General features: G+C 58.7%; 20 protein-coding genes. 10 read left to right on the top strand and 10 right to left on the bottom strand.

The genetic code is table 11. The annotated features are described in order from the left end of the window. Positions 1-30 precede the first annotated feature (30 nt). From AC3WKX_RS14195 to AC3WKX_RS14185, 3 genes are all read left to right on the top strand, one after another. Positions 31-1,089, top strand: a complete 1,059-nt coding sequence (locus tag AC3WKX_RS14195) for an MBL fold metallo-hydrolase (RefSeq protein WP_003211475.1) — start codon at positions 31-33, stop codon at positions 1,087-1,089. A gap of 123 nt (positions 1,090-1,212) precedes the next feature. Then, positions 1,213-1,977 (top strand): hypothetical protein, encoded by a 765-nt coding sequence (locus AC3WKX_RS14190; RefSeq protein WP_102605199.1) that lies wholly within the window; start codon positions 1,213-1,215, stop codon positions 1,975-1,977. A 235-nt stretch (positions 1,978-2,212) separates the two neighbouring features. Then, a complete protein-coding gene (locus tag AC3WKX_RS14185) occupies positions 2,213-3,595 on the top strand; it encodes an amidase family protein (protein WP_256579803.1) in 1,383 nt (460 codons plus the stop codon). 6 nt (positions 3,596-3,601) lie between these two features. On the opposite strand, the gene AC3WKX_RS14180 is transcribed toward AC3WKX_RS14185, so the two are convergent. Further along, positions 3,602-4,396 (bottom strand): SDR family NAD(P)-dependent oxidoreductase, encoded by a 795-nt coding sequence (locus tag AC3WKX_RS14180; RefSeq protein WP_008432939.1) that lies wholly within the window; start codon positions 4,394-4,396, stop codon positions 3,602-3,604. A 116-nt stretch (positions 4,397-4,512) separates the two neighbouring features. On the opposite strand from AC3WKX_RS14180, the gene AC3WKX_RS14175 reads away from it, so the two are divergent. Next, complete coding sequence (locus AC3WKX_RS14175; RefSeq protein WP_008432938.1) at positions 4,513-5,451, top strand: GlxA family transcriptional regulator; 939 nt, start codon at positions 4,513-4,515, stop codon at positions 5,449-5,451. A gap of 17 nt (positions 5,452-5,468) precedes the next feature. On the opposite strand, the gene AC3WKX_RS14170 is transcribed toward AC3WKX_RS14175, so the two are convergent. Together AC3WKX_RS14170 and AC3WKX_RS14165 are read right to left on the bottom strand one after the other, a co-directional pair. Next, positions 5,469-5,849, bottom strand: a complete 381-nt coding sequence (locus tag AC3WKX_RS14170) for a helix-turn-helix domain-containing protein (protein ID WP_008432936.1) — start codon at positions 5,847-5,849, stop codon at positions 5,469-5,471. Between the two features lie 103 nt (positions 5,850-5,952). Continuing rightward, on the bottom strand, positions 5,953-6,723 hold the full coding sequence (locus AC3WKX_RS14165) for an AraC family transcriptional regulator (protein ID WP_102605214.1): 771 nt from the start codon (positions 6,721-6,723) through the stop codon (positions 5,953-5,955). 115 nt (positions 6,724-6,838) lie between these two features. On the opposite strand from AC3WKX_RS14165, the gene AC3WKX_RS14160 reads away from it, so the two are divergent. From AC3WKX_RS14160 to AC3WKX_RS14150, 3 genes are all read left to right on the top strand, one after another. Next, the gene (locus AC3WKX_RS14160) at positions 6,839-7,645 is read left to right on the top strand and encodes a sulfite exporter TauE/SafE family protein (protein ID WP_102605196.1); all 807 of its coding nucleotides are present in this window, start codon (positions 6,839-6,841) and stop codon (positions 7,643-7,645) included. 78 nt (positions 7,646-7,723) lie between these two features. Next, positions 7,724-8,086 (top strand): hypothetical protein, encoded by a 363-nt coding sequence (locus tag AC3WKX_RS14155; RefSeq protein ID WP_003211495.1) that lies wholly within the window; start codon positions 7,724-7,726, stop codon positions 8,084-8,086. A 43-nt stretch (positions 8,087-8,129) separates the two neighbouring features. Next, positions 8,130-8,786, top strand: coding sequence for a DUF6933 domain-containing protein (locus AC3WKX_RS14150; RefSeq protein WP_023659241.1), 657 nt, complete (start codon positions 8,130-8,132; stop codon positions 8,784-8,786). Between the two features lie 12 nt (positions 8,787-8,798). On the opposite strand, the gene AC3WKX_RS14145 is transcribed toward AC3WKX_RS14150, so the two are convergent. The 6 genes from AC3WKX_RS14145 to argH all read right to left on the bottom strand — a co-directional run bounded on the left by AC3WKX_RS14145 (position 8,799) and on the right by argH (position 15,342). Next, a complete protein-coding gene (locus AC3WKX_RS14145; protein ID WP_102605195.1) occupies positions 8,799-9,749 on the bottom strand; it encodes a hypothetical protein in 951 nt (316 codons plus the stop codon). A gap of 64 nt (positions 9,750-9,813) precedes the next feature. Continuing rightward, on the bottom strand, positions 9,814-10,983 hold the full coding sequence (locus AC3WKX_RS14140; RefSeq protein ID WP_102605194.1) for an MFS transporter: 1,170 nt from the start codon (positions 10,981-10,983) through the stop codon (positions 9,814-9,816). Positions 10,984-11,130: 147 nt separating this feature from the next. Continuing rightward, positions 11,131-11,952, bottom strand: coding sequence for an ABC transporter substrate-binding protein (locus AC3WKX_RS14135; RefSeq protein WP_102605193.1), 822 nt, complete (start codon positions 11,950-11,952; stop codon positions 11,131-11,133). A gap of 25 nt (positions 11,953-11,977) precedes the next feature. Then, positions 11,978-12,742 (bottom strand): amino acid ABC transporter ATP-binding protein, encoded by a 765-nt coding sequence (locus tag AC3WKX_RS14130; RefSeq protein ID WP_003211502.1) that lies wholly within the window; start codon positions 12,740-12,742, stop codon positions 11,978-11,980. 23 nt (positions 12,743-12,765) lie between these two features. After that, a complete protein-coding gene (locus tag AC3WKX_RS14125; RefSeq protein WP_003211504.1) occupies positions 12,766-13,644 on the bottom strand; it encodes an amino acid ABC transporter permease in 879 nt (292 codons plus the stop codon). A 270-nt stretch (positions 13,645-13,914) separates the two neighbouring features. Then, entirely contained in the window at positions 13,915-15,342 is a 1,428-nt protein-coding gene (gene argH, locus AC3WKX_RS14120) for an argininosuccinate lyase (protein WP_102605192.1), read from the bottom strand. A gap of 262 nt (positions 15,343-15,604) precedes the next feature. Between argH and AC3WKX_RS14115 the strand changes: the two genes are divergently transcribed. From AC3WKX_RS14115 to vapC, 3 genes are all read left to right on the top strand, one after another. After that, on the top strand, positions 15,605-16,564 hold the full coding sequence (locus AC3WKX_RS14115) for a LysR family transcriptional regulator (protein WP_087693116.1): 960 nt from the start codon (positions 15,605-15,607) through the stop codon (positions 16,562-16,564). A gap of 284 nt (positions 16,565-16,848) precedes the next feature. Next, positions 16,849-17,088, top strand: coding sequence for a type II toxin-antitoxin system VapB family antitoxin (gene vapB, locus AC3WKX_RS14110; RefSeq protein ID WP_003211510.1), 240 nt, complete (start codon positions 16,849-16,851; stop codon positions 17,086-17,088). Beyond that, complete coding sequence (gene vapC, locus AC3WKX_RS14105; protein ID WP_003211512.1) at positions 17,081-17,512, top strand: type II toxin-antitoxin system tRNA(fMet)-specific endonuclease VapC; 432 nt, start codon at positions 17,081-17,083, stop codon at positions 17,510-17,512. The genes vapB and vapC overlap by 8 nt, the downstream gene beginning before the upstream one ends. 14 nt (positions 17,513-17,526) lie before the next feature. Here the strand turns inward: vapC and AC3WKX_RS14100 are convergent, their stop codons facing one another. Next, positions 17,527-18,168 (bottom strand): HAD-IB family hydrolase, encoded by a 642-nt coding sequence (locus AC3WKX_RS14100; protein ID WP_003211514.1) that lies wholly within the window; start codon positions 18,166-18,168, stop codon positions 17,527-17,529. Positions 18,169-18,225: the final 57 nt, after the last annotated feature.

Raw genomic sequence — 18,225 nt, 5'->3', positions numbered from 1 at the left:
TTTAGAGCAGTCTGCAGGAGTTCCTCGGTAATGGCCACGATCTCAACCCGTCTCGACAGTTCTTCTACAGCGCCCAAGTCTTCCGAACAGCATCAAGGTCACTTCACCAATCAGAAGCCCATCCAGCATGGCGGCTTGGGCAAGACCCTGGGCATCATGTGGAAGATGCTCTTCCAGAAGCCCCGCAGCACGCGCCCGGTGGGTGAGATCCCGGTGCAGCCGCTGACTCGCGAGCAACTGTTTGCCGCCCCGGACCATAGCGTTTTCCGCCTCGGCCATTCCACCGTGCTGCTGAAAATGCGCGGCAAGTTCTGGCTGACCGACCCGGTGTTCGCCGAGCGTGCTTCGCCGTTCAGTTGGGCGGGCCCCAAGCGTTTCCATCAGCCGCCGATCAGCCTTGAGGACCTGCCGCCGATCGAGGCGGTGATTCTTTCCCACAACCACTACGACCATCTGGACCACAAGGCGGTGGTGCAACTGGCGGACAAGACCCGCTATTTCCTCGCGCCGCTGGGTGTGGGCGATACGCTGGTCAAGTGGGGCGTGGATGCCAGCAAGGTGCGGCAGCTGGATTGGTGGCAGGGCACTGAAGTGGACGGGATTCGTTTTGTGTCCACGCCGGCCCAGCACTTTTCCGGGCGCGGCCTGTTCGATGGCAACCAGACGCTGTGGTGTTCGTGGGTGATGATCGACGGCTCACGGCGAATTTTCTTCAGCGGTGATACCGGCTATTTCGAGGGCTTCAAGCGTATCGGCGAGCAGTACGGCCCGTTTGACCTGACCCTGATGGAGACGGGTGCCTACAACGTCGACTGGCCCCACGTGCACATGCAACCGGAAGAAACCCTGCAGGCGCACATCGACTTGAAGGGCCGCTGGCTGCTGCCGATCCATAACGGCACGTTCGACCTGGCGTTTCATGCATGGCACGAACCCTTCGACCGCATCATGGCGCTGGCATGGGAGCGTAACGTGTCGATCACCACACCGGCGATGGGGCAGGCGTTCATGCTCAACCAGCCGGAGCGCGGGCAGGCCTGGTGGCTGGAAGTCGAGCATCAGGGCAGTGAAGCGCACGTCAGCGGATAATCACCGTCTGATCGCGCGCTCAGGGATTTTGAACGAGCCATAACCAGCCATTTCCGACAGACATCCACCTCGCTGAAGGGATGCAATCACGCCTCGAAACTTTATTCCGGGGCGTGGGAGTGTATGGACGATAAGAGTAGGAAGGTCACGGGGCCGGGCGTGCGCTGCCTGTTCAAGCCTTCAGGATCGGGGGACAGTTGTACTCCCCAGCCTTGCGCCCCCGCTGCCAGCCAGGGCGTCGTGTTTGGCAGTCATGCGGCCGGTACGATCGTCAATTCGGCCACTCACCAGGGCGGCCTGGAGTTCGGCTCCACGGGCGGTTACGGCCCCAGGCTCGACCTCCCTGGCCCCATGATGCACAGCGTGCGCGATCCCGCGTTATCACTGATTGCCCTCAGCGGTGTCGACCCCGAGGGGCGGGTGATGGTGGAGATTCCACCCGTCGCTGATCCGGGTCATCTGATCAACACACCGCCCCTGGCTGGCAGCCGTATTGGTTTTGCCAGCGAGTACGTTACCGGTGATGTGCGCAAACCCGCCAAACACAGCCCGCACTTTGCCCGGGTACTGGACGTACTGCGTGCAGCCGGTGCGCAATTGGTGCCTGTGACGGCGCAGGTGACCGATGACACACGTCACTTCACCCTGGACCCCGGGAATGAGATTAACGACCGGGTCACGGAAAACCGCCTGGATGGGGTGGTGGCGGATGCGCAAGGTGTTGCTTTCCACAAAGCAGCGACTGCCGATAACCCACGCTTCAGCGTGCCCGCGGGCACCGACGTCGACGGGGTGTCGAGGGTCGTCTGGTTCTATGGTGCGCACTGGTCCAGAGATCGTCTGGCGGCGTTGGTGCGAGGTTGTCAGCAGGTTCTAGGGCGGCTTTAAGGGCCTACGCCATGGGGAGAGTGATCGTACGCCGCGGTAAGAGTTGCCCCCGAGTCATCGAGTATTTCGCTTCTTAGACTGAGGCAGGGATATCGAACGGTATTCCCAACATTCAGGCAGGCGGGGAGTATTTATGATCGGACCAGGTTTGGGCGCGGGATGGGCAGCGGGGCTTTTCGATGCAGTGGTGAACCCGCCACAGGCCTACAGGAGTGCCGACGATTTGGCGGCGGCCATGACCCGGCCCAATGGGGCCAGTTCCGATTCGGTGGTGAGGGATTCGCTGAAGCTGATCGCCAACATGGACAAGGGCTTGCAGGGCGGCAATGCGTTCATTGAAATCAATCCTGACGCTCGTTTGAAAGCCCGTGCGCTGGATCTGGAACGGGCCGAAGGCAAAGTGCGCGGGCCTTTGCATGGCGTTCCGATAGCGCTCAAGGATGTGTTCGAAACCGGCGACAAGATGCAGACCAGCGGTGGCTCCATGGCGCTGGTGGGCAGGCCCGCTTCAAGGAACGCCAAGGTGGTGGACAACCTGCTGAAGGCTGGCGTTGTGATTATTGGAAAAACCAACATGAGCGAATTGTCCAATTTTCGCTCTGAGGCGCCGGTTGATGGCTGGAGCTCCAGGGGCGGCTTGACCCTCAACCCGCATCGGCTGGATGGCCAGGCGGCGGGCTCGAGTACGGGCTCTGCGGTAGCCGTTGCTCAAGGGATTGTGCCCTTGGCATTGGGGGTCGAAACCAATGGTTCAATCATTACGCCGGCGGCTTACAACGGTGTTATTGGTTTCAAACCGACCGAAGGATTAGTGAGTACCGAAGGGGTGATGACCAGTTCCCGCCAGGACACGGTGGGCACCTTCACCCGTAACGTGCGTGATGCGGCGCAAGCACTGGATGCGATGACGGATACCAACCGCTACACCCAGGGAATCAAGCCTGACGCCTTGGTGGGCAAGCGCATCGGCTATACGCCGTTGCCTGAGTTATCAGCAGAAGATGCCAACGACCCGGCGAAAATAGCCGACAGGCAGCACTTCGAGGATGCCATTACGTTGCTGCGGGGCAAGGGCGCGACATTGGTACCCGTGGGTCAACTGGGTGAGGGCGTCCCGTACGAAACCCATGAACAATATAACGACGCGTTGTTATCGGACGTTAAACACCAGCTTGAAGCCTACCTGGCCGGACGGGCAGGCTTGCCGGTGAAGTCGCTGGCTGAGCTGATTGAATTCAACGAGCGCAACAGCGGTCCGGGTGTGCCGGATCAACAGATGCTCACCATGATCAACGGGATGGATATCAGTGATCAGGCGCGCAATGAGTTATGGACTGCCATCGGCCCGATTTTCAAAAGCACCATCGATAAGCCGCTGGCCGAGCATAAGCTTGACGCAATAGTGTCCAATTTTCACTCGTACAGTTACTACTACTCGGCAGTGGCCGGTTATCCCGGTATCTCGATGCCATCGGGAATGGACGATGAAGGGATGCCAACGGCCGTTCACTTTTATGGGGCAAATTTGAGCGAAGCCACGTTGCTGTCGGTAGCCTACGGGTATGAGCAGGCCTCCGATGCAATCAGGAAGCCTGCGTTTACACCCGGCCTGCGCTAGTCCGGATTACTTCAACCCATAACGAGCGGCGGGTTCACGGTGCGACAGGTTCGGGCCCAGGGCCAGCCGTGCGCTTTCGTAGGTGTCCCAATCGGCGCTGTCCGGCAGGGACGGAATCGTCACGGCTTCGCCCTGGGCGAGGCCTGCCAGCGCGGCGTCCACCAGGTTTTCGGTGGTCATCACCATGGCTTCCGGCAGGTTGTTCACAGGCAGGCCGGCGATGTCCCAGAACTCCGTGGCGGTAGCGCCTGGCAGCACCACCTGGACCACTACGCCCTTGTCACTCAGCTCATGCTGCAGCGATTCGCTGAACGCCTGCACGAACGCTTTGGTACCGCCATACACGCCGTTCAGCACTTTGGGAGCGAGAGCGACAATCGAGCCGATATTGATAATCGTGCCACGGCCCTGGGCGACAAAGTTGGTTGCCGCGGCTTTGGCCAGGCGGGTCAGCGCCAGTACGTTCAGCAGAATCATCGCGTCCATTTTGTCGGCATCCGACTCCAGCAGCGAAGCCGTGGCGCCCACACCGGCGTTATTCACCAGCAGGCTGATACGGCTGTCTTCGTGCGCGATCCGGGCGATTCGCGCCAAGTCGGCTGGCAGATTGAGATCGGCCGCTATCACCTGCACGTCACGCTGGGTATTGGCTTTCAAGCGTGTTGCCAACTGCTCCAGACGTTGCTGGTTGCGGGCCACCAGAATCAGATCGTAGCCGGCACGGGCCAGGCGGTCGGCATACACCGCACCAATTCCTGACGAGGCACCGGTAATCAGGGCATAACCTTTGTGTTGCGACATGGCAGTTGCTCCAAATGGGCCGGGGAGGGGATCGGCCTTGTTGGAACCAAGATTATGGGTGTAATGTGATGGCTGCAATGTCATATATCCCTCCTTTAGAGACATGAGGTTTGGCCATGGTGTCCGTCGGTATTCTGCTTTTTCCCGGTTTCCAGGTGCTCAGCCTGTCCACCAGCAGCGTGTTCGAATTTGCCAACTTCGTGGTGGGGCGACCGTTCTACCGCGTGGACTTGTTGTCGGAGCATGGCGGGCCGATAAAAAGCTCCATGGGCTTTGCCATTGATAGCCTGGCGTTCGGGCAGCAGGTCTACGACACGATCCTGGTGCTGGGGGACAACGAACTACTTGAGCCCACTCCTGGCATGGTGGAGTACCTGCAAGCATCATTGACGGCGTCGCGCCGGGTTACATCGGCCTGCACCGGTTCGTTCCACCTGGCAGCGGCCGGCCTGCTGGAAGGGCGCAAGGCAACCACCCACTGGTACCACGCCATGACGTTTCGCCAGCGCTACCCCAATGTGAAGCTGGAGGAAGACCGGATCTTCACCGTCGATGGCCCGCTCTGGACCTCTGCCGGGATGACCGCCTGCATCGACCTGGCCCTGGCCCTGGTCGAGCACGATTTGGGCGTGGAAGTGGCCCGCGACGTGGCGAAAAAACTGGTGGTTTACCATCGCCGTGCCGGTGGCCAGTCACAGTTCTCGGCGTTGCTGGAACTGGACCCAAAGTCTGACCGCGTACAAACCGCCCTGGCGTGGGCCAAAGGGCACTTGCACGAGGACCTCTCGGTAGAACAACTGGCGCAAGCGGCACACCTCAGCCCGCGTCAGTTCAGCCGACTGTTCCGCGCCGAAACCGGGCAATCGCCGGCCAAGGCGGTAGAACACCTGCGCATTGAAGCCGCCCGGTTGATGCTCGAATCCGGCAGCCACTCCATCGACGTTGTCGCCCGGGAGACGGGCTTCGGTGACCCGGAGCGCATGCGTCGAGCCTTCCTGCGAGCGTTTGGCCAACCGCCACAAATGATCCGTCGGGCGCTGCAGTTGCAGGCGTGAGTTGATGGCCTTGCGCGCTATGCACCATTGGGCTGAGGTGTTGTTGGGTCAATGGACGCCGCTGTTGAATCCAGAAACCTTGAGATGATCCCTTTGGCGGCCGGTTGTGCCGGAGTGCTGGCGCGGCCCCGCACATTCATCCCCCAACCCGGCGCAAAGCCCGGGAAAAACACCAACCCTTCAGCCTCCAGGCGAAACGCCACACTCAGGCGGACAGCATCGTCCACGTCGCCATGGCTTTCAAAACGTTGAAGGGCGTCCACTTCCACATCCGCTTCCCGGGCCAGGTCTTCCCGGCTCCAGCCCAGCATCAGGCGGGCCTGGACGCTGTGCCGTGGGGTGAATTGATGAAGGACGATCTGCTGTTCTACAGTGCTGCTCATTGCCAGAGAGGACATGGACTTTCTCCAGGTTCGACGGGGGAGGGCAAACTATACTGTGTTTTTGTACAGTTGTTTTGACCGCTCATCAACTGGATTTTCCGATAGCGCCGCCGCCGCTCTATTTCGCCCCTTCCAGGTAGGTGCTCGGTGACTGCCCAAGCACCCGGCGGAACATGCTGGAAAATGCCGCCGGGTTTTCATAGCCCAGGTCCAGGGCGATCCGGGTGACGCTTTCACCGCTGGCCAACCGCGCCAAGGCCTGCACAACACAGGCTCGCTGGCGCCACTGCACGAAGCTCAGGCCGGTTTGTTGGCGGAAATGCCGGCTGAAGGTGCGCAGGCTCAGGTGCGATTGTTGCGCCCATTGAACCGGTGACTGGTGCACGTCCGGCCGCTGCAGAAACGTCAGGCACAGCTCAAGCAGCCGTGGTTCCTCCGGCAGCGGGATATGCAGGGGCAAGTGCGTGGCGCGTGCCAGTTCATGCAACAGCAGGCTGACCAGCGCACCGTCGCGCCCGGCCTCGTCGTATTCCAGCGGCAGCTCCACCGCCTCCATCAGCAGCTGGCGCATCAGGGGGGAAACGTTGATGACGTGGCAGTCGGTGCCCAAGTCGGTGACGGCGTGCGGTTCGATATACAGGCTGCGCGTCGACACGCCGAGCATCAGCACTTCATGGGGCACTTGGGCGGGAATCCACACCGCGCGCTGGGGCGGCACAACCCAGTTGCCTTGCTGGGTGCTGACTTGCATCACCCCGGTGGCGCCATACAACAACTGGCCGCGCCGATGGCTGTGGCGCTTGAGCAGATAGCCGTGGGGATAGTCGGTGCCGATTGCCACGACCGTTCGCGGGGTCAGGTCGAGCTGAGCGATGGAAACGTTGCGCATGGAGCTGATTCCGAAAGTGGCAATATCTCGCACATTATTGGCCGACATGCGCAAGCGGGCCAAGCCTTGAGTCTCTATCGTCGACAGCTCTCCCTGATACTGAAGGCGATTCTCGATGTTCTATCTATTACTGGCACTGTTCGGCTGCATGACCGGCGTAACCGCTGTGCTGTTCGGCTTCGGTGGCGGGTTCGTGGTGGTGCCGTTGCTGTACGGCATGCTCAAGCTCAGCCACGACGCGGGCGTGAGTGGATCAGCGATGCATATCGCGGTCGCCACCTCGACCTGCGTGATGATCGTCAACGCGCTGCTTGCCACCGGAAAACACCAGCGCAAAGGTAATCTGATTCGCCATTACCTGTGGCCGTTGGGCGGGTACATCGGGGTCGGCGCCGTGCTGGGCGCAGGGGCTGCAATGTTCGCCAGCGGTGATTTCATGCGGTACGCCTTTATCGCCTACCTGGCCATTACCATTGTCGATTGCCTGTTGCGCAGGGGCTTTCTCAGCCAGGACGACAGGCTCCAGCCACGACGCCTGAGCGGCGCGGAAGTGACGGGCGGCGGCATCGCGATTGGCCTGATCGCGACCTTCCTGGGGGTGGGCGGCAGCGTGATGACCGTGCCGCTGTTACGCCGTTGTGGCTTGAGCATGTCCCAGTCCACGTCCATGGCCAACCCGCTGAGCGTACCGGTGGCGCTGGCCGGTACGTTTACCTACATGCTCATGGCAGGATTCGCCAAGGTGGAATTGGGCGCGTGGTTTGTCGGCTATGTCGACTTGCTGGCGTTTGCCATCCTCACCCTGGGTTCGCTGCTGGGCATTCGCCTGGCCACACCGTGGATCGGCCGCATCCCGGATGCACTGCATGCGCGGGTGTATATCGGGTTGTTGGGCGTGGTGATGGTGAGCATGCTGGTCTGACGCAAGTGGATTTTGCGTTCTTTTAGCCGCAGGCTAGGGTTACTTCTCTATTCAAAAGAAAGTGACCGGGGGAATGTCATGTCCATTTCCGAAAGCGATTGGCAGAAGTTCAAAGTCCTCAGGGCATTGGCGCTTGAACGCTTTTACCTAGGCGTACTGGCTGATGCAAAGACCATCAGCGAGCGCGAAACGCTTTCTGCCGAGGCTCGGTACAGGACGCTGTATAGCCTCACCAGGGATCGCGATAACGATGTCGTCCGAATGTTTGATCTCTACAGTCGTTCGAAAGCCCGCGAGAGCCTTGCGCAAATGATCAGGCATGATTTGTTGAGTGATTCAGAGTTGTCGGTATTAAGCGAAGAGACATTGAGCGCTATCGGCTACGCGGTCAGGCAGCGTTACGAAATCGAGTGGGTTGCTGCACACGTACAAGGCGACTGAGTCTTGTCTTAGACTTCAGTCAGAATGTTCAGGAAATATCTTGATGCTTAGTTTTAATTGTACGCAGGCGGCTGGTAATTTTTTTAGCCGGGTTCACAAAGGCAAAAAAATTACCCCGGTTCAAAAACCGCCGACACAAGAGCGCCAGGGCGATGACCTGTACGCCGACCCTCATCAGTGGCTGGTCCATGCCGCGACGGTGCAACGTAAACATGTGCTGTTGGCGATACATCTGAAAACCCGCTATTGCATGCTGTTTTTTGATATGAAAAAAGCCGACGCCGATGGCTTCGTGCGCACCTTTATTAATCGGTGGATGAGTGGTGTTTTGGATCTCGCCTTAAAGTCTGATGTTTTGGATTTGGTTGATCCGTCTGTGCCTGAACAGCAATTCGTCAGTTTGGTCGAGTCGTACTCTCTACAGCAGCGGGGTGATCGGAGTGCGCAGACTCAAATCAACGAAATATTGCGGAGTTTTGAGATGGACGCAGAAGGCGTGGATCTTGTTGCAATGCCTTGGAGCGCTCTGCATTACGACGCTCGAATCAACCATACGCCTCGAAGCTTGAAAGATGTGAAGGGGCTTCATTTACCGGATGAGGAAATGCTGATTCACTGGTTGGTCACGGTAGGCGGCTTGGACCCTGCGGGCGCCGCACTTGCACGTGAAAAGTACCGTTTATTCAGCCGAAGGGCCTGACCTGGAATCGCATTACCGTTCTCCCAACCCCGGCGCCTCGCGAATAATCAGGTGATCCAGGTTCTCGATATTGGCACTGAACACCCCGAACGTCTGCTCGGGGTTTTTCTTGCTTGGCACCTGTTTCAGCTCCGGTGTCACCCCGTAGAAGAAGCAATACAGCGCTCGATCACTGTCCACCGCGGCCTTGATCTGCTCCAGGAACGCCTTGCGCTTGCGGTAGTTCTCGATCAGTTTTTTGCTCAGGTAAACGTTGATGGAATAGGGCTTTTTGTCGAGCCAGGCTTTCTTTTCGAAGTCGATGCGAAAGCTGCTGGTGTAGTCCTTGATCTCCTTGATCTTGCCCCAGTAGATCAGGCCTTTGTTGTCCTGCAGGTATTCGATCTTCTTGAAAAACGTCCAGTAGGTCGCGGTGTGCTCGCCGATCTTCAAGGGCATGCTTTTGAGCTTGTCCTTGTCGCCGATATTGGACACGTAGCATTCCACCGGGTGGGCAAAGACGCTGGTCTTGTCCGGGGTGGTGTCGCTTGAGCTGTGAGACAAGGCGTTGCGGGTTGTCGGCGTTTTCGGCGGCTCTTGTGCGGTGCCACCCTCAGCACCGATGACCGGCGTTTTGCGTTCGTACTGGCGCCGCGTCAGGACAAATTCCGACGGAAAGTTTTCCTCCGGCCCATCCTCAGATTCGCCTTTTCCGGCAGGGCGACTGGCGTAACGGCAACCCTCGATATGCCGGGTGCTGGGGATGTTCTTGAAGTGGGGCGTACGCAGGTAATTGACGTTTTTTGCATTGAACGTGCCCAACACATTGCCCGCCGCAAACGCCGCCCGGCATTCGTCGTTGGGGCACAGGAAACTGTCCTTGTCGGAATCGAAGGCGGCGGTTTCGTCGAAATTCAGGTCGCGCACGTCATAGATCGACAGCTTGTCGTCGAGACTCAGGCTGTAGGCCGTGTCGAATTTCATGGGGCTCGGGTCCGTGAGAGATTTCGCTATTAATAGCGGGATATCGAGCAAATATCAGTAGAAATTACGCACGGACCACCACACGCCGGCCACTCAGGAAACACAAGGTGCCACCCACTGCCGTCAACCCGCTCAGTACATAGAACATCGAGGCGGGGGATGCATTGATCAGCAGGTAGCCGCAGATTACCGGGCTCAAGGCGCCGCCAAATGCCGCCAGGTTTTGTGCGCCGTAATAACTGCCGCGCAGGGCGTCCGGGGCGATGGTGTCGATAAACAGGAACTCGGACGGGTAGATGATCATCTCCCCGAGGGTGAACACAAACATCGCGACACACCACGACACCAGGCCGTCCGCCATGCTGAAGCCGATCAACCCGGCAATAAACAGTGAGGTGCCGAGCACGATCCAGTAGCGCAGTTGTTCACGCTTGAGGAAGCGGCCGATCTGGTACTGCATCAGGATCACCGTGATAGCGTTGCACGCCAGCACCGCAGAGAGGATTTTCAGCGCGTTCTCCGGCTTGTAGGCCACCAGCAGAAACTGCGACAGATACAGGGTGTAGCGCCCGTGGACAATGGTGCTCAACAGGCTGCCGCTGGTGAACAGGATCAAGGTGCGATCGCTGCGCAGGGTCCTCAGGGTGCTGAGAAAACTTAAGGGTTTGTTGCTGTCGTCGCGCTGGGTCGGTGGGATGCCGATCATCAGGAACAGGCTGCCAAAGGCAATCGCGCTGGCGATCAGGAACGGTGCCAGGGGCATCTGCCCGGCAATCACCACGCCGAGCATCGGGCCGGTGGCGTAGCCGACATTGGTCAGGGTGTAGCGCAGGGAAAACACCTTGGCCCGCTGGCCCACCGGCAGGTTCTCGCTGATGATCGCCTTGGAGCCGATCAGGAACAGCGCCGAAGCGGCTTCGGTGATCACCAGGGTCAGGGTGGTCAGGTACAGGTTGCTGGCTAAGGTCAGCAACAGAAAACCGATGGAACTGGAAAGCATCGCCAGGATCAGCAGCTTGCGTTTTTCCAGGCGGTCGATGATGTAGCCACCATAGAGGCCCAGCAGGGTGGCGATGAACACGGCGATGCCCATCAGCAAGCCGATGTCTTGCTGGTTGAGGCCCAGGCGGGTGCTCAGCAACAGGGCGAGCAATGGGCTGGTCATGGCGCGGCTGACGACGATGGTCACCGAGCAGATCATCAGGCGGCGGATTACCAGGGAGTACGTGGCCACGGTGGGGCGGATGTCCTTATTCTTTTTTCAAGGCGATGAAGATCCAGTGTGGGAGCGGGCTTGCTCGCGAATGCGGTGTGTCAGTGCCAACTGTACTGGCTGATCCACCGCATTCGCGAGCAAGCCCGCTCCCACATTTAGATCGAGTTACTGGCCGGCATTGATGCTGATTTTTTCCACCGCACCTTGCTCCAGATCCCACTTCTGCAGAATCTTGCCGTAGGTCCCATCATCAATCATGCCCTGCAACGCCTCACTGATGGCCGTGACCAACTCGGTATTGCTCTTCTCAATCCCAAGCCCGGTGAACTGCTTGGAAATCGCCAGGCCCACTGGCTTGTACTTACCCTTGTCCAGCGACATCAGGTAAGGAATGGTTTCACTGCCTTGCATCGCCGCATCCAGACGGTTCTGCTGCAACTGTGCCCGCGCATCCGCCGAACCCTCAGTGCCAATCACTACGATGGCTGGCTTACCGGCCTTCTCGCAGTTTTCCTTGCTCCATGCGGCAATTTCCGACGGCCAGGTCGTACGTCGGCTGGTGCCGACTTTTTTACCGCACAGGTCAGTCAATTCCTTGAGGTCTTCACGCTTGGCCAGGGTGTACAACTGCGGGCCGCTGGTGAAGTAGTCGATAAAGGTCACCGCCTTCTGACGCTCGGCAGTGTCGGTCATGCCCGACAGCACAATGTCCACGCGCTTGGTGGTCAGGCCGCTGAGCATTTGTTCGAAGCCGGTTTCCTGCCACTTGATCTTCACCCCCAAACGCTCGGCCAGGGCGTTGCCCAGGTCAAAGTCCAGGCCGGTGAGCTTGTTGGTGGCGGTGTCCTTGAAATCCATCGGCGGGTAGTTCGGCACGATGGCCGCGCTGATCTCACCCTTGTCCTTGATCGCTGCCGGCAATGCCGCCAAAACCGAAGTGGAGGCCATCAGGCCTACGAGCAAACTTGGAAGAAACAGATTTTTCATGGGGGCGTTCTCGTTAGTTTTTTAGTTAAGTGCGAACGGCAGAAATAAAGCTTTGGGTACGCGGGTTTTGTGGGCTTATTAGAATTTCTTCCGGGCTGCCGGCTTCCACAATCTGGCCGGCATCCATAAACACCATGCGGTTGGACACTTCGCGGGCGAAGCCCAACTCATGGGTGACCACAATCATGGTCATGCCGGTGGTGGCCAAATCGCGCATCACCGACAGCACTTCTCCTACCAGCTCCGGGTCGAGGGCTGACGTGGGTTCGTCAAACAACATCAGCTTGGGGCGCATCGCCAACGCACGGGCAATTGCCACACGTTGTTGCTGGCCGCCGGACAACTCCACCGGGTAGGCATTGCGTTTGTCCGCCAGGCCGACGCGGGCCAGCAACTCCAGCGCGTCCTCGGTGGCTTCCTTGGGTGAACGCTTGAGCACCTGGCACGGGCCTTCGATGATGTTCTGCAACACGGTCATGTGCGGGAACAGATTGAAGCGCTGAAACACCATGCCGGTGGCCAACCGCTGACGGGCGATCTGTGATTCATTTAATTCGTGCAGCTTGTTGCCGACGACCCGGTAACCCACCAGTTCGCCGTCGACCCACAGGCCGCCCTTGTCGATTTTTTCCAGCTGATTGACGCAGCGCAGCAGGGTACTTTTGCCGGAACCGGACGGGCCGATGATGCACAGCACTTCGCCTTGTTCGACTTCCAGGTTGATGTCCTGCAACGCGTGATACTGGTCGTAATACTTGTTCAGGTTCACGGCCTTGACGATGCTTCTCATGGGCAAATCTCCTCAGTCAGGGCTTACGAGCGCTTGCCGGCGCCGCGGGCAAAACGACGCTCGAGGCGGCTCTGACCGAATGAAAGAACAGTCACCACCGCCAAGTACCAGATGCCGGCAACAATCAGCAGCTCCATGACCCGGGCGTTGGCGTAGTAGATGTTTTGCGCGTTGTGCAGCAGCTCCGAGTACTGGATCACACTCGCCAGGCTGGTCATTTTCACCATGCTGATGAACTCGTTGCCTACAGGCGGAATGATCACCCGCATCGCCTGGGGCAGAATCACCCTACGCAGCGCCTGAAGGCTCGGCATGCCGATCGACTTGGCGGCTTCGTACTGACCGGTGTCCACCGACAACAGGCCGGCGCGCACCACTTCAGCGGTGTAGGCACCCTGGTTGATGCTCAGGCCGAGGAGGGCGGCCACGAACGGCGTCATCAGGTCCACGGTGTCGATGCTGAACAGCCCGGGAATCGCGATCACCGGGAAAATCAGCGCCAGGTTGAACCACAACAGCAGTTGCAGAATCAGCGGCGTACCCCGGAACAGCCAGGTGTAGGTGATGGCCACGTAGCGCAGGATCGGGTTGGCCGACATGCGCATGATCGCCGTGATCACCCCGATCACCACGCCCAGCGCCATCGCCAGGATCGACATGATGATGGTGTTCACCAGGCCCCAGATGATCGCCTCGGACGTGAGGAACTGACCGATGTAGGACCATTCGATCTGACCGTTGGCGAATGCACGCAGCAAGGCAGCCAGTGCGATCACGATCAACGTGGCAAAAAACATCCGCCCGTAATAGCGACGGGGCACGTGCTCGTACTGGGTGATATCGAACTGGTTCTCGGTCTGCTGGCGCTCGGCTTGCAAGCGCTCTGCCGGGGTTTGTTTCATGGTGACTCTCCAAAACAACTGAATACACTGATGATCGTTCCCACGCTCTGCGTGGGAATGCATCCCGTGACGCTCCGCGTCACCACCTGCATTGGCGGCAGGACGCGGAGCGTCCAAGGCGGCATTCCCACGCAGAGCGTGGGAACGATCTTTAACCCTGTAGGAGCGAGCTTGCTCGCGATGGTCGTGAACGATAACGCTGGAAACCTGACACCCAGCGGCGTTCTTGAGTTTTTCGCGAGCAAGCTCGCTCCTACAAGTGAAGCTGTCTCAAATCCGAAAACCGGTGTAACTCTGTGCCCACTCTTGCTGCACAGCCAACGCAGTCTTCAACCGCCCAATCTGCTCCCTTACCCGCTCCGGTGCCGTCCCACCCCAACCATTGCGCGCCGCAATCGCCGCTTCCAGGGTCAGGCACTCACGCACTTGCGGCGTCAGCCGCGTATCCACGTCTGCCAACAACGCCGGCGAGGCTTCCCACAATTCAATTTCATGCTTCTCACAGGCTTGCACCAAGGCACCGGTAATCTCATGGGCCTCCTTGAACGGCACACCACGAGTGGCCAGCCAATCCGCCACCTCAGTTGCCAATGTGAAACCCATCGGCGCCTGACGCCGCAGCTCTTCCACCTGCACCTTCATCGTCGCGACCATCCCGGCCATCGCCGGCAGCACCAACAGCAAGGTATCCACGCTGTCCAACACACTGTGCTTGTCTTCACTCAAATCGCGGTTGTACGACAGCGGCAAGGACTTGAGCGTCGACATCAGCCCGGTCAGGTTGCCAATCAAGCGCCCCGCTTTACCCCGCGCCAATTCGGCAATGTCCGGGTTCTTCTTCTGCGGCATGATCGAGCTACCGGTGGCGTAGGCATCGTCCAACTGCACCCAGCGAAACTGCCGCGACGACCACAGGCAAAACTCCTCCGACAGCCGCGAAATATTCACCCCGAGCATGCCTGCCACAAACAGAAACTCCGCCACGTGGTCGCGACTGGCTACAGCGTCGATAGAGTTTTCGCACGGCCCGGCGTAACCCATCTCCTTGGCCGAATGCTCCGGCTGGCGAGCAATTGCCGAGCCGGCCATCGCCGCAGCACCCAACGGCGACAACGCCGTACGCGCATCCCAGTCCACCAGGCGCTGCACATCCCGCAGCATCGATTGCGCATGAGCCAACAAGTGGTGGGCGAACACAATCGGCTGAGCCTGCTGCAAGTGGGTGAAACCCGGGCATATGCTCTCGATATGCTGCTCGGCCTGGTCCACCAGCGCCTGCTGCAACCCCAGCACCTCGGTGGTGATGGTGCGCGCGTGGTCCCGCAGGAACAGGCGCAAATCGTTGGCCGTCTGGTCATTGCGCGAACGTCCGGCGCGCAACTTGCCGCCCAGGGCGCCCAAACGCTCGGTCAACACCCGCTCGATGAAGGTGTGCACATCCTCGTCATCCAGCGTCGGGTGCAGGCGGCCAGCGGCAAAGTCCTCACCGATGCGGTCCAGCGCTTCCAGGGTGCGCAAGGTTTCCGACTCATCCAGCAACCCGGCGCGCTGCAACTCACGGGCATGGGCCCGGGAGCCGGCGAGGTCGTAGGGCGTCAGGCGAAAATAGCGCTCGGGGCAACGGGACAGCGCCGCCAAAGCAGCAGACGGGCCGGACTTGAAACGAGCACCCCAGAGGCGATCGGTGGGCTGAGACATGGTGTTCCTCACGCTTGTTTTTAGAAGTGACAAGCCCGATGGACGTGGCTTGGCCTTATGGATTCGGAGGGCAGTAGCAAAACGAAAAGTCCTGATCGTAGTGTCAGGTTTTTAGGGGCGTTAAATCAGCCGGTAAAAGCTGTTCAACCCGCTATATTCAAGGTTGCCAAGGGCGGTTAAGTATGTTCATTATTGCCGCCCGGCGATGTTCATGGAGTAGGTCAAAGCCTGTTGAATATGGCACTTGAGGTCAACACGTATTATGGAAACCCCACTTTCCAATTCTGGAAACATACCGCCAAAACCCGGCACAAGACCGCCCCTGCAACTCAGCGGCCTGGACTTCAAATTGCTGCGGGTGTTCAAGGCTGTGGTCGAAGCGGGCGGCTTCAGCGCGGCGCAGAACGAGCTGAATGTGGGCCTGGCGGCGATCAGCAAGCAGATTTCCGACCTGGAAATTCGCATCGGCATGCGCCTGTGTACGCGAGGGCGGGAAGGGTTTGGCCTGACCGAAGAAGGCAAATTAGTCTATCAAGCGTCCATTGAATTATTTGCCTCGGTAGACAGTTTCAGAGACAAGCTTAGTTCGGCGCAGAATGAACTGATCGGCGACCTTAGTGTGGGCGTTATTGATAACACCGTCTCCGACGTTAATTCACCATTGATTAACGCGCTGGGAAGATTACATACAGAGTCGCCAAAAATAAGATTACGTCTACATGCCTCGCAACTGGACGAAGTTGAACGGGGCGTGGTGGAAGGGCGGCTGATTGTCGGCATCGTCCCGGTGTACCAGCGACGGGAAGAATTCGATTATTTCCCGCTATACGAAGAAAAGTCCCACGCGTACTGCGCCGTCGGGCATCCGCTGTTTGAAGCGAGTGACATCAACGCAGATGTGTTGCGCCAGCATGAAGTGGTCAACCATCGTTACGCGATCCATAGCGACAAGGCCAACTTCGTCAGCTACGACAGCCAGTCCGCCTCAGCCTCCCAGGTAGAAGCCGTGGCCATCCTCATTCTCACCGGCCGCTTCCTGGGCTTCCTCCCGGAACACTACGCCGCGCCGCTGGTGAAGGAAGGGCGCCTGCGCGTGTTATGCCCGGAGCAGATCCACCTGAGCACAGCGTTCAACCTTATCCTGCGCCACAACGCCCCACGAAGCCCGCTGGTCAAAGCCTTCGCAACGGCATTGGGCGTGGATCTGAAAGCGCCAATCTAATCCGCTCATCCAACCCTGAGGACATACAGAGACCCCCTGTGGGAGCTGTCGAGCCCCAGCGAGGCTGCGATGGGATCAACTCGGTCTACCCGCAGACCCTATCCACCCGCATCACCGCCGCAACTTGCCCAACTTCTTCTTCGCATGAAAATGCGCTTCCTGCGCCGCCACCAACAGCTACCTGTTCGGCTACGCTTGTCGGGTAGCTGCTATAGAGCTATGCAATAGAGCATCTGCAAACTATCATTCTTACCTGTCTTCCCATGCCTTGAGAGGTGTTCCTTATGTCTACTGGAACGATCTTCACCAATAACCGTACACAAAATATCCGCATCCCTGCTGACATGCGTTTTCCCGCTGGGGTGAAAACTGTAGAGGTGCGTGCCGTGGGGCGCGAACTGATTATTTCGCCGGTTGAAAACACTTGGGACAGCTTTTTCCTTGCAAGCGAATCGGTATCTGATGATTTTATGGAGGAGCGCGCCGACCAAATCCAGCAAGAGCGAGAGTCCTTTGATGATTAAGTACATGCTTGATACGAACATCGTGATCTACATCATCAAGCGTCGGCCTATGGAAATACTGGAAAAATTCAATGCGAATGTAGGTCGTATGGTGATCTCTTCGATCACCCTTGCGGAATTGATGCACGGGGCCGAAAAAAGCCAGTTTGTTGAGAGAAATACTCGGGCGGTGGAGGACTTCATCTCCCGGCTTGACGTCATTCACTACGATGACAAGGCCGCTTTTCACTACGGCTCGATCCGCTCCGATCTCGAAAAGAAGGGCACTCCAATCGGCGTAAATGACCTGCACATCGCGGGCCACGCCAGAAGCTCAGGATTGGTCTTGGTGACTAACAACGAAGGTGAGTTCAAGCGAGTGAATGGCTTGATCGTGGAAAACTGGATCGCCGCCTACGGCAGTCAATCCAGCGCACACAGATAGGTCGTCCAGGCGATTCAGCGTTGCTTGATTCGTTTCTTCTTCGCATGAAAATGCCGAAAATGCGCATCCTGCGCCGCCGCCAACAACTCCCGATCCCCGCGCGTATCACCCCAGGCCCTGAGCCGATACTCCCCCAGATCCCCATAAACCGCCTCAAGCCGAAGCACCTTATTCTCACACCGGCAATTATTCCCTGTGAGCTTGCCCGTCAATACCCCGTCAACCACCTCAAGCTCAGTGCCGATCAACCGGATCCCAAGCCGATCCGCAAACGGCTGCAACACCAACGCCGGCGACGCCGAACACAGCGTCACCACCGCCCCGGACTTCACCTCATCGGCCACCGATTGCAGCCCGGTTGGCCGCATCAACTTGTTCCAATAGGCCTGGCAATACGCTTCCGCTTTCTGCTGAACCCACGCCTTATCCACGCCGGTCATAAAGGTGCGGATCAACTGCGCCTTGAGCTCATCACGGCTGATGACGCGCAACAGAAACTGCGCGCCAGGCACCGCCAGCTTCACCATCCTGCGCACGAACTCGCCTTTACCAAAGGCGAACTTCAGGAACGGCACGAAGCTGTCGTGGTGGGTCAGGGTGCCGTCGAAGTCAAAGACGGAGAGTACTTTGGCATCCAAGGGGCCGGATTCGAGCATGTCTGGGTTCACGGGCGGGTCTCGGTCCTATCTACTATTTTTTGGAAGGTGCATCTG

The sequence above is a fragment of the Pseudomonas sp. GP01-A4 genome (assembly GCF_058780865.1).
This window is presented reverse-complemented; position numbering and strand designations above follow the sequence as displayed.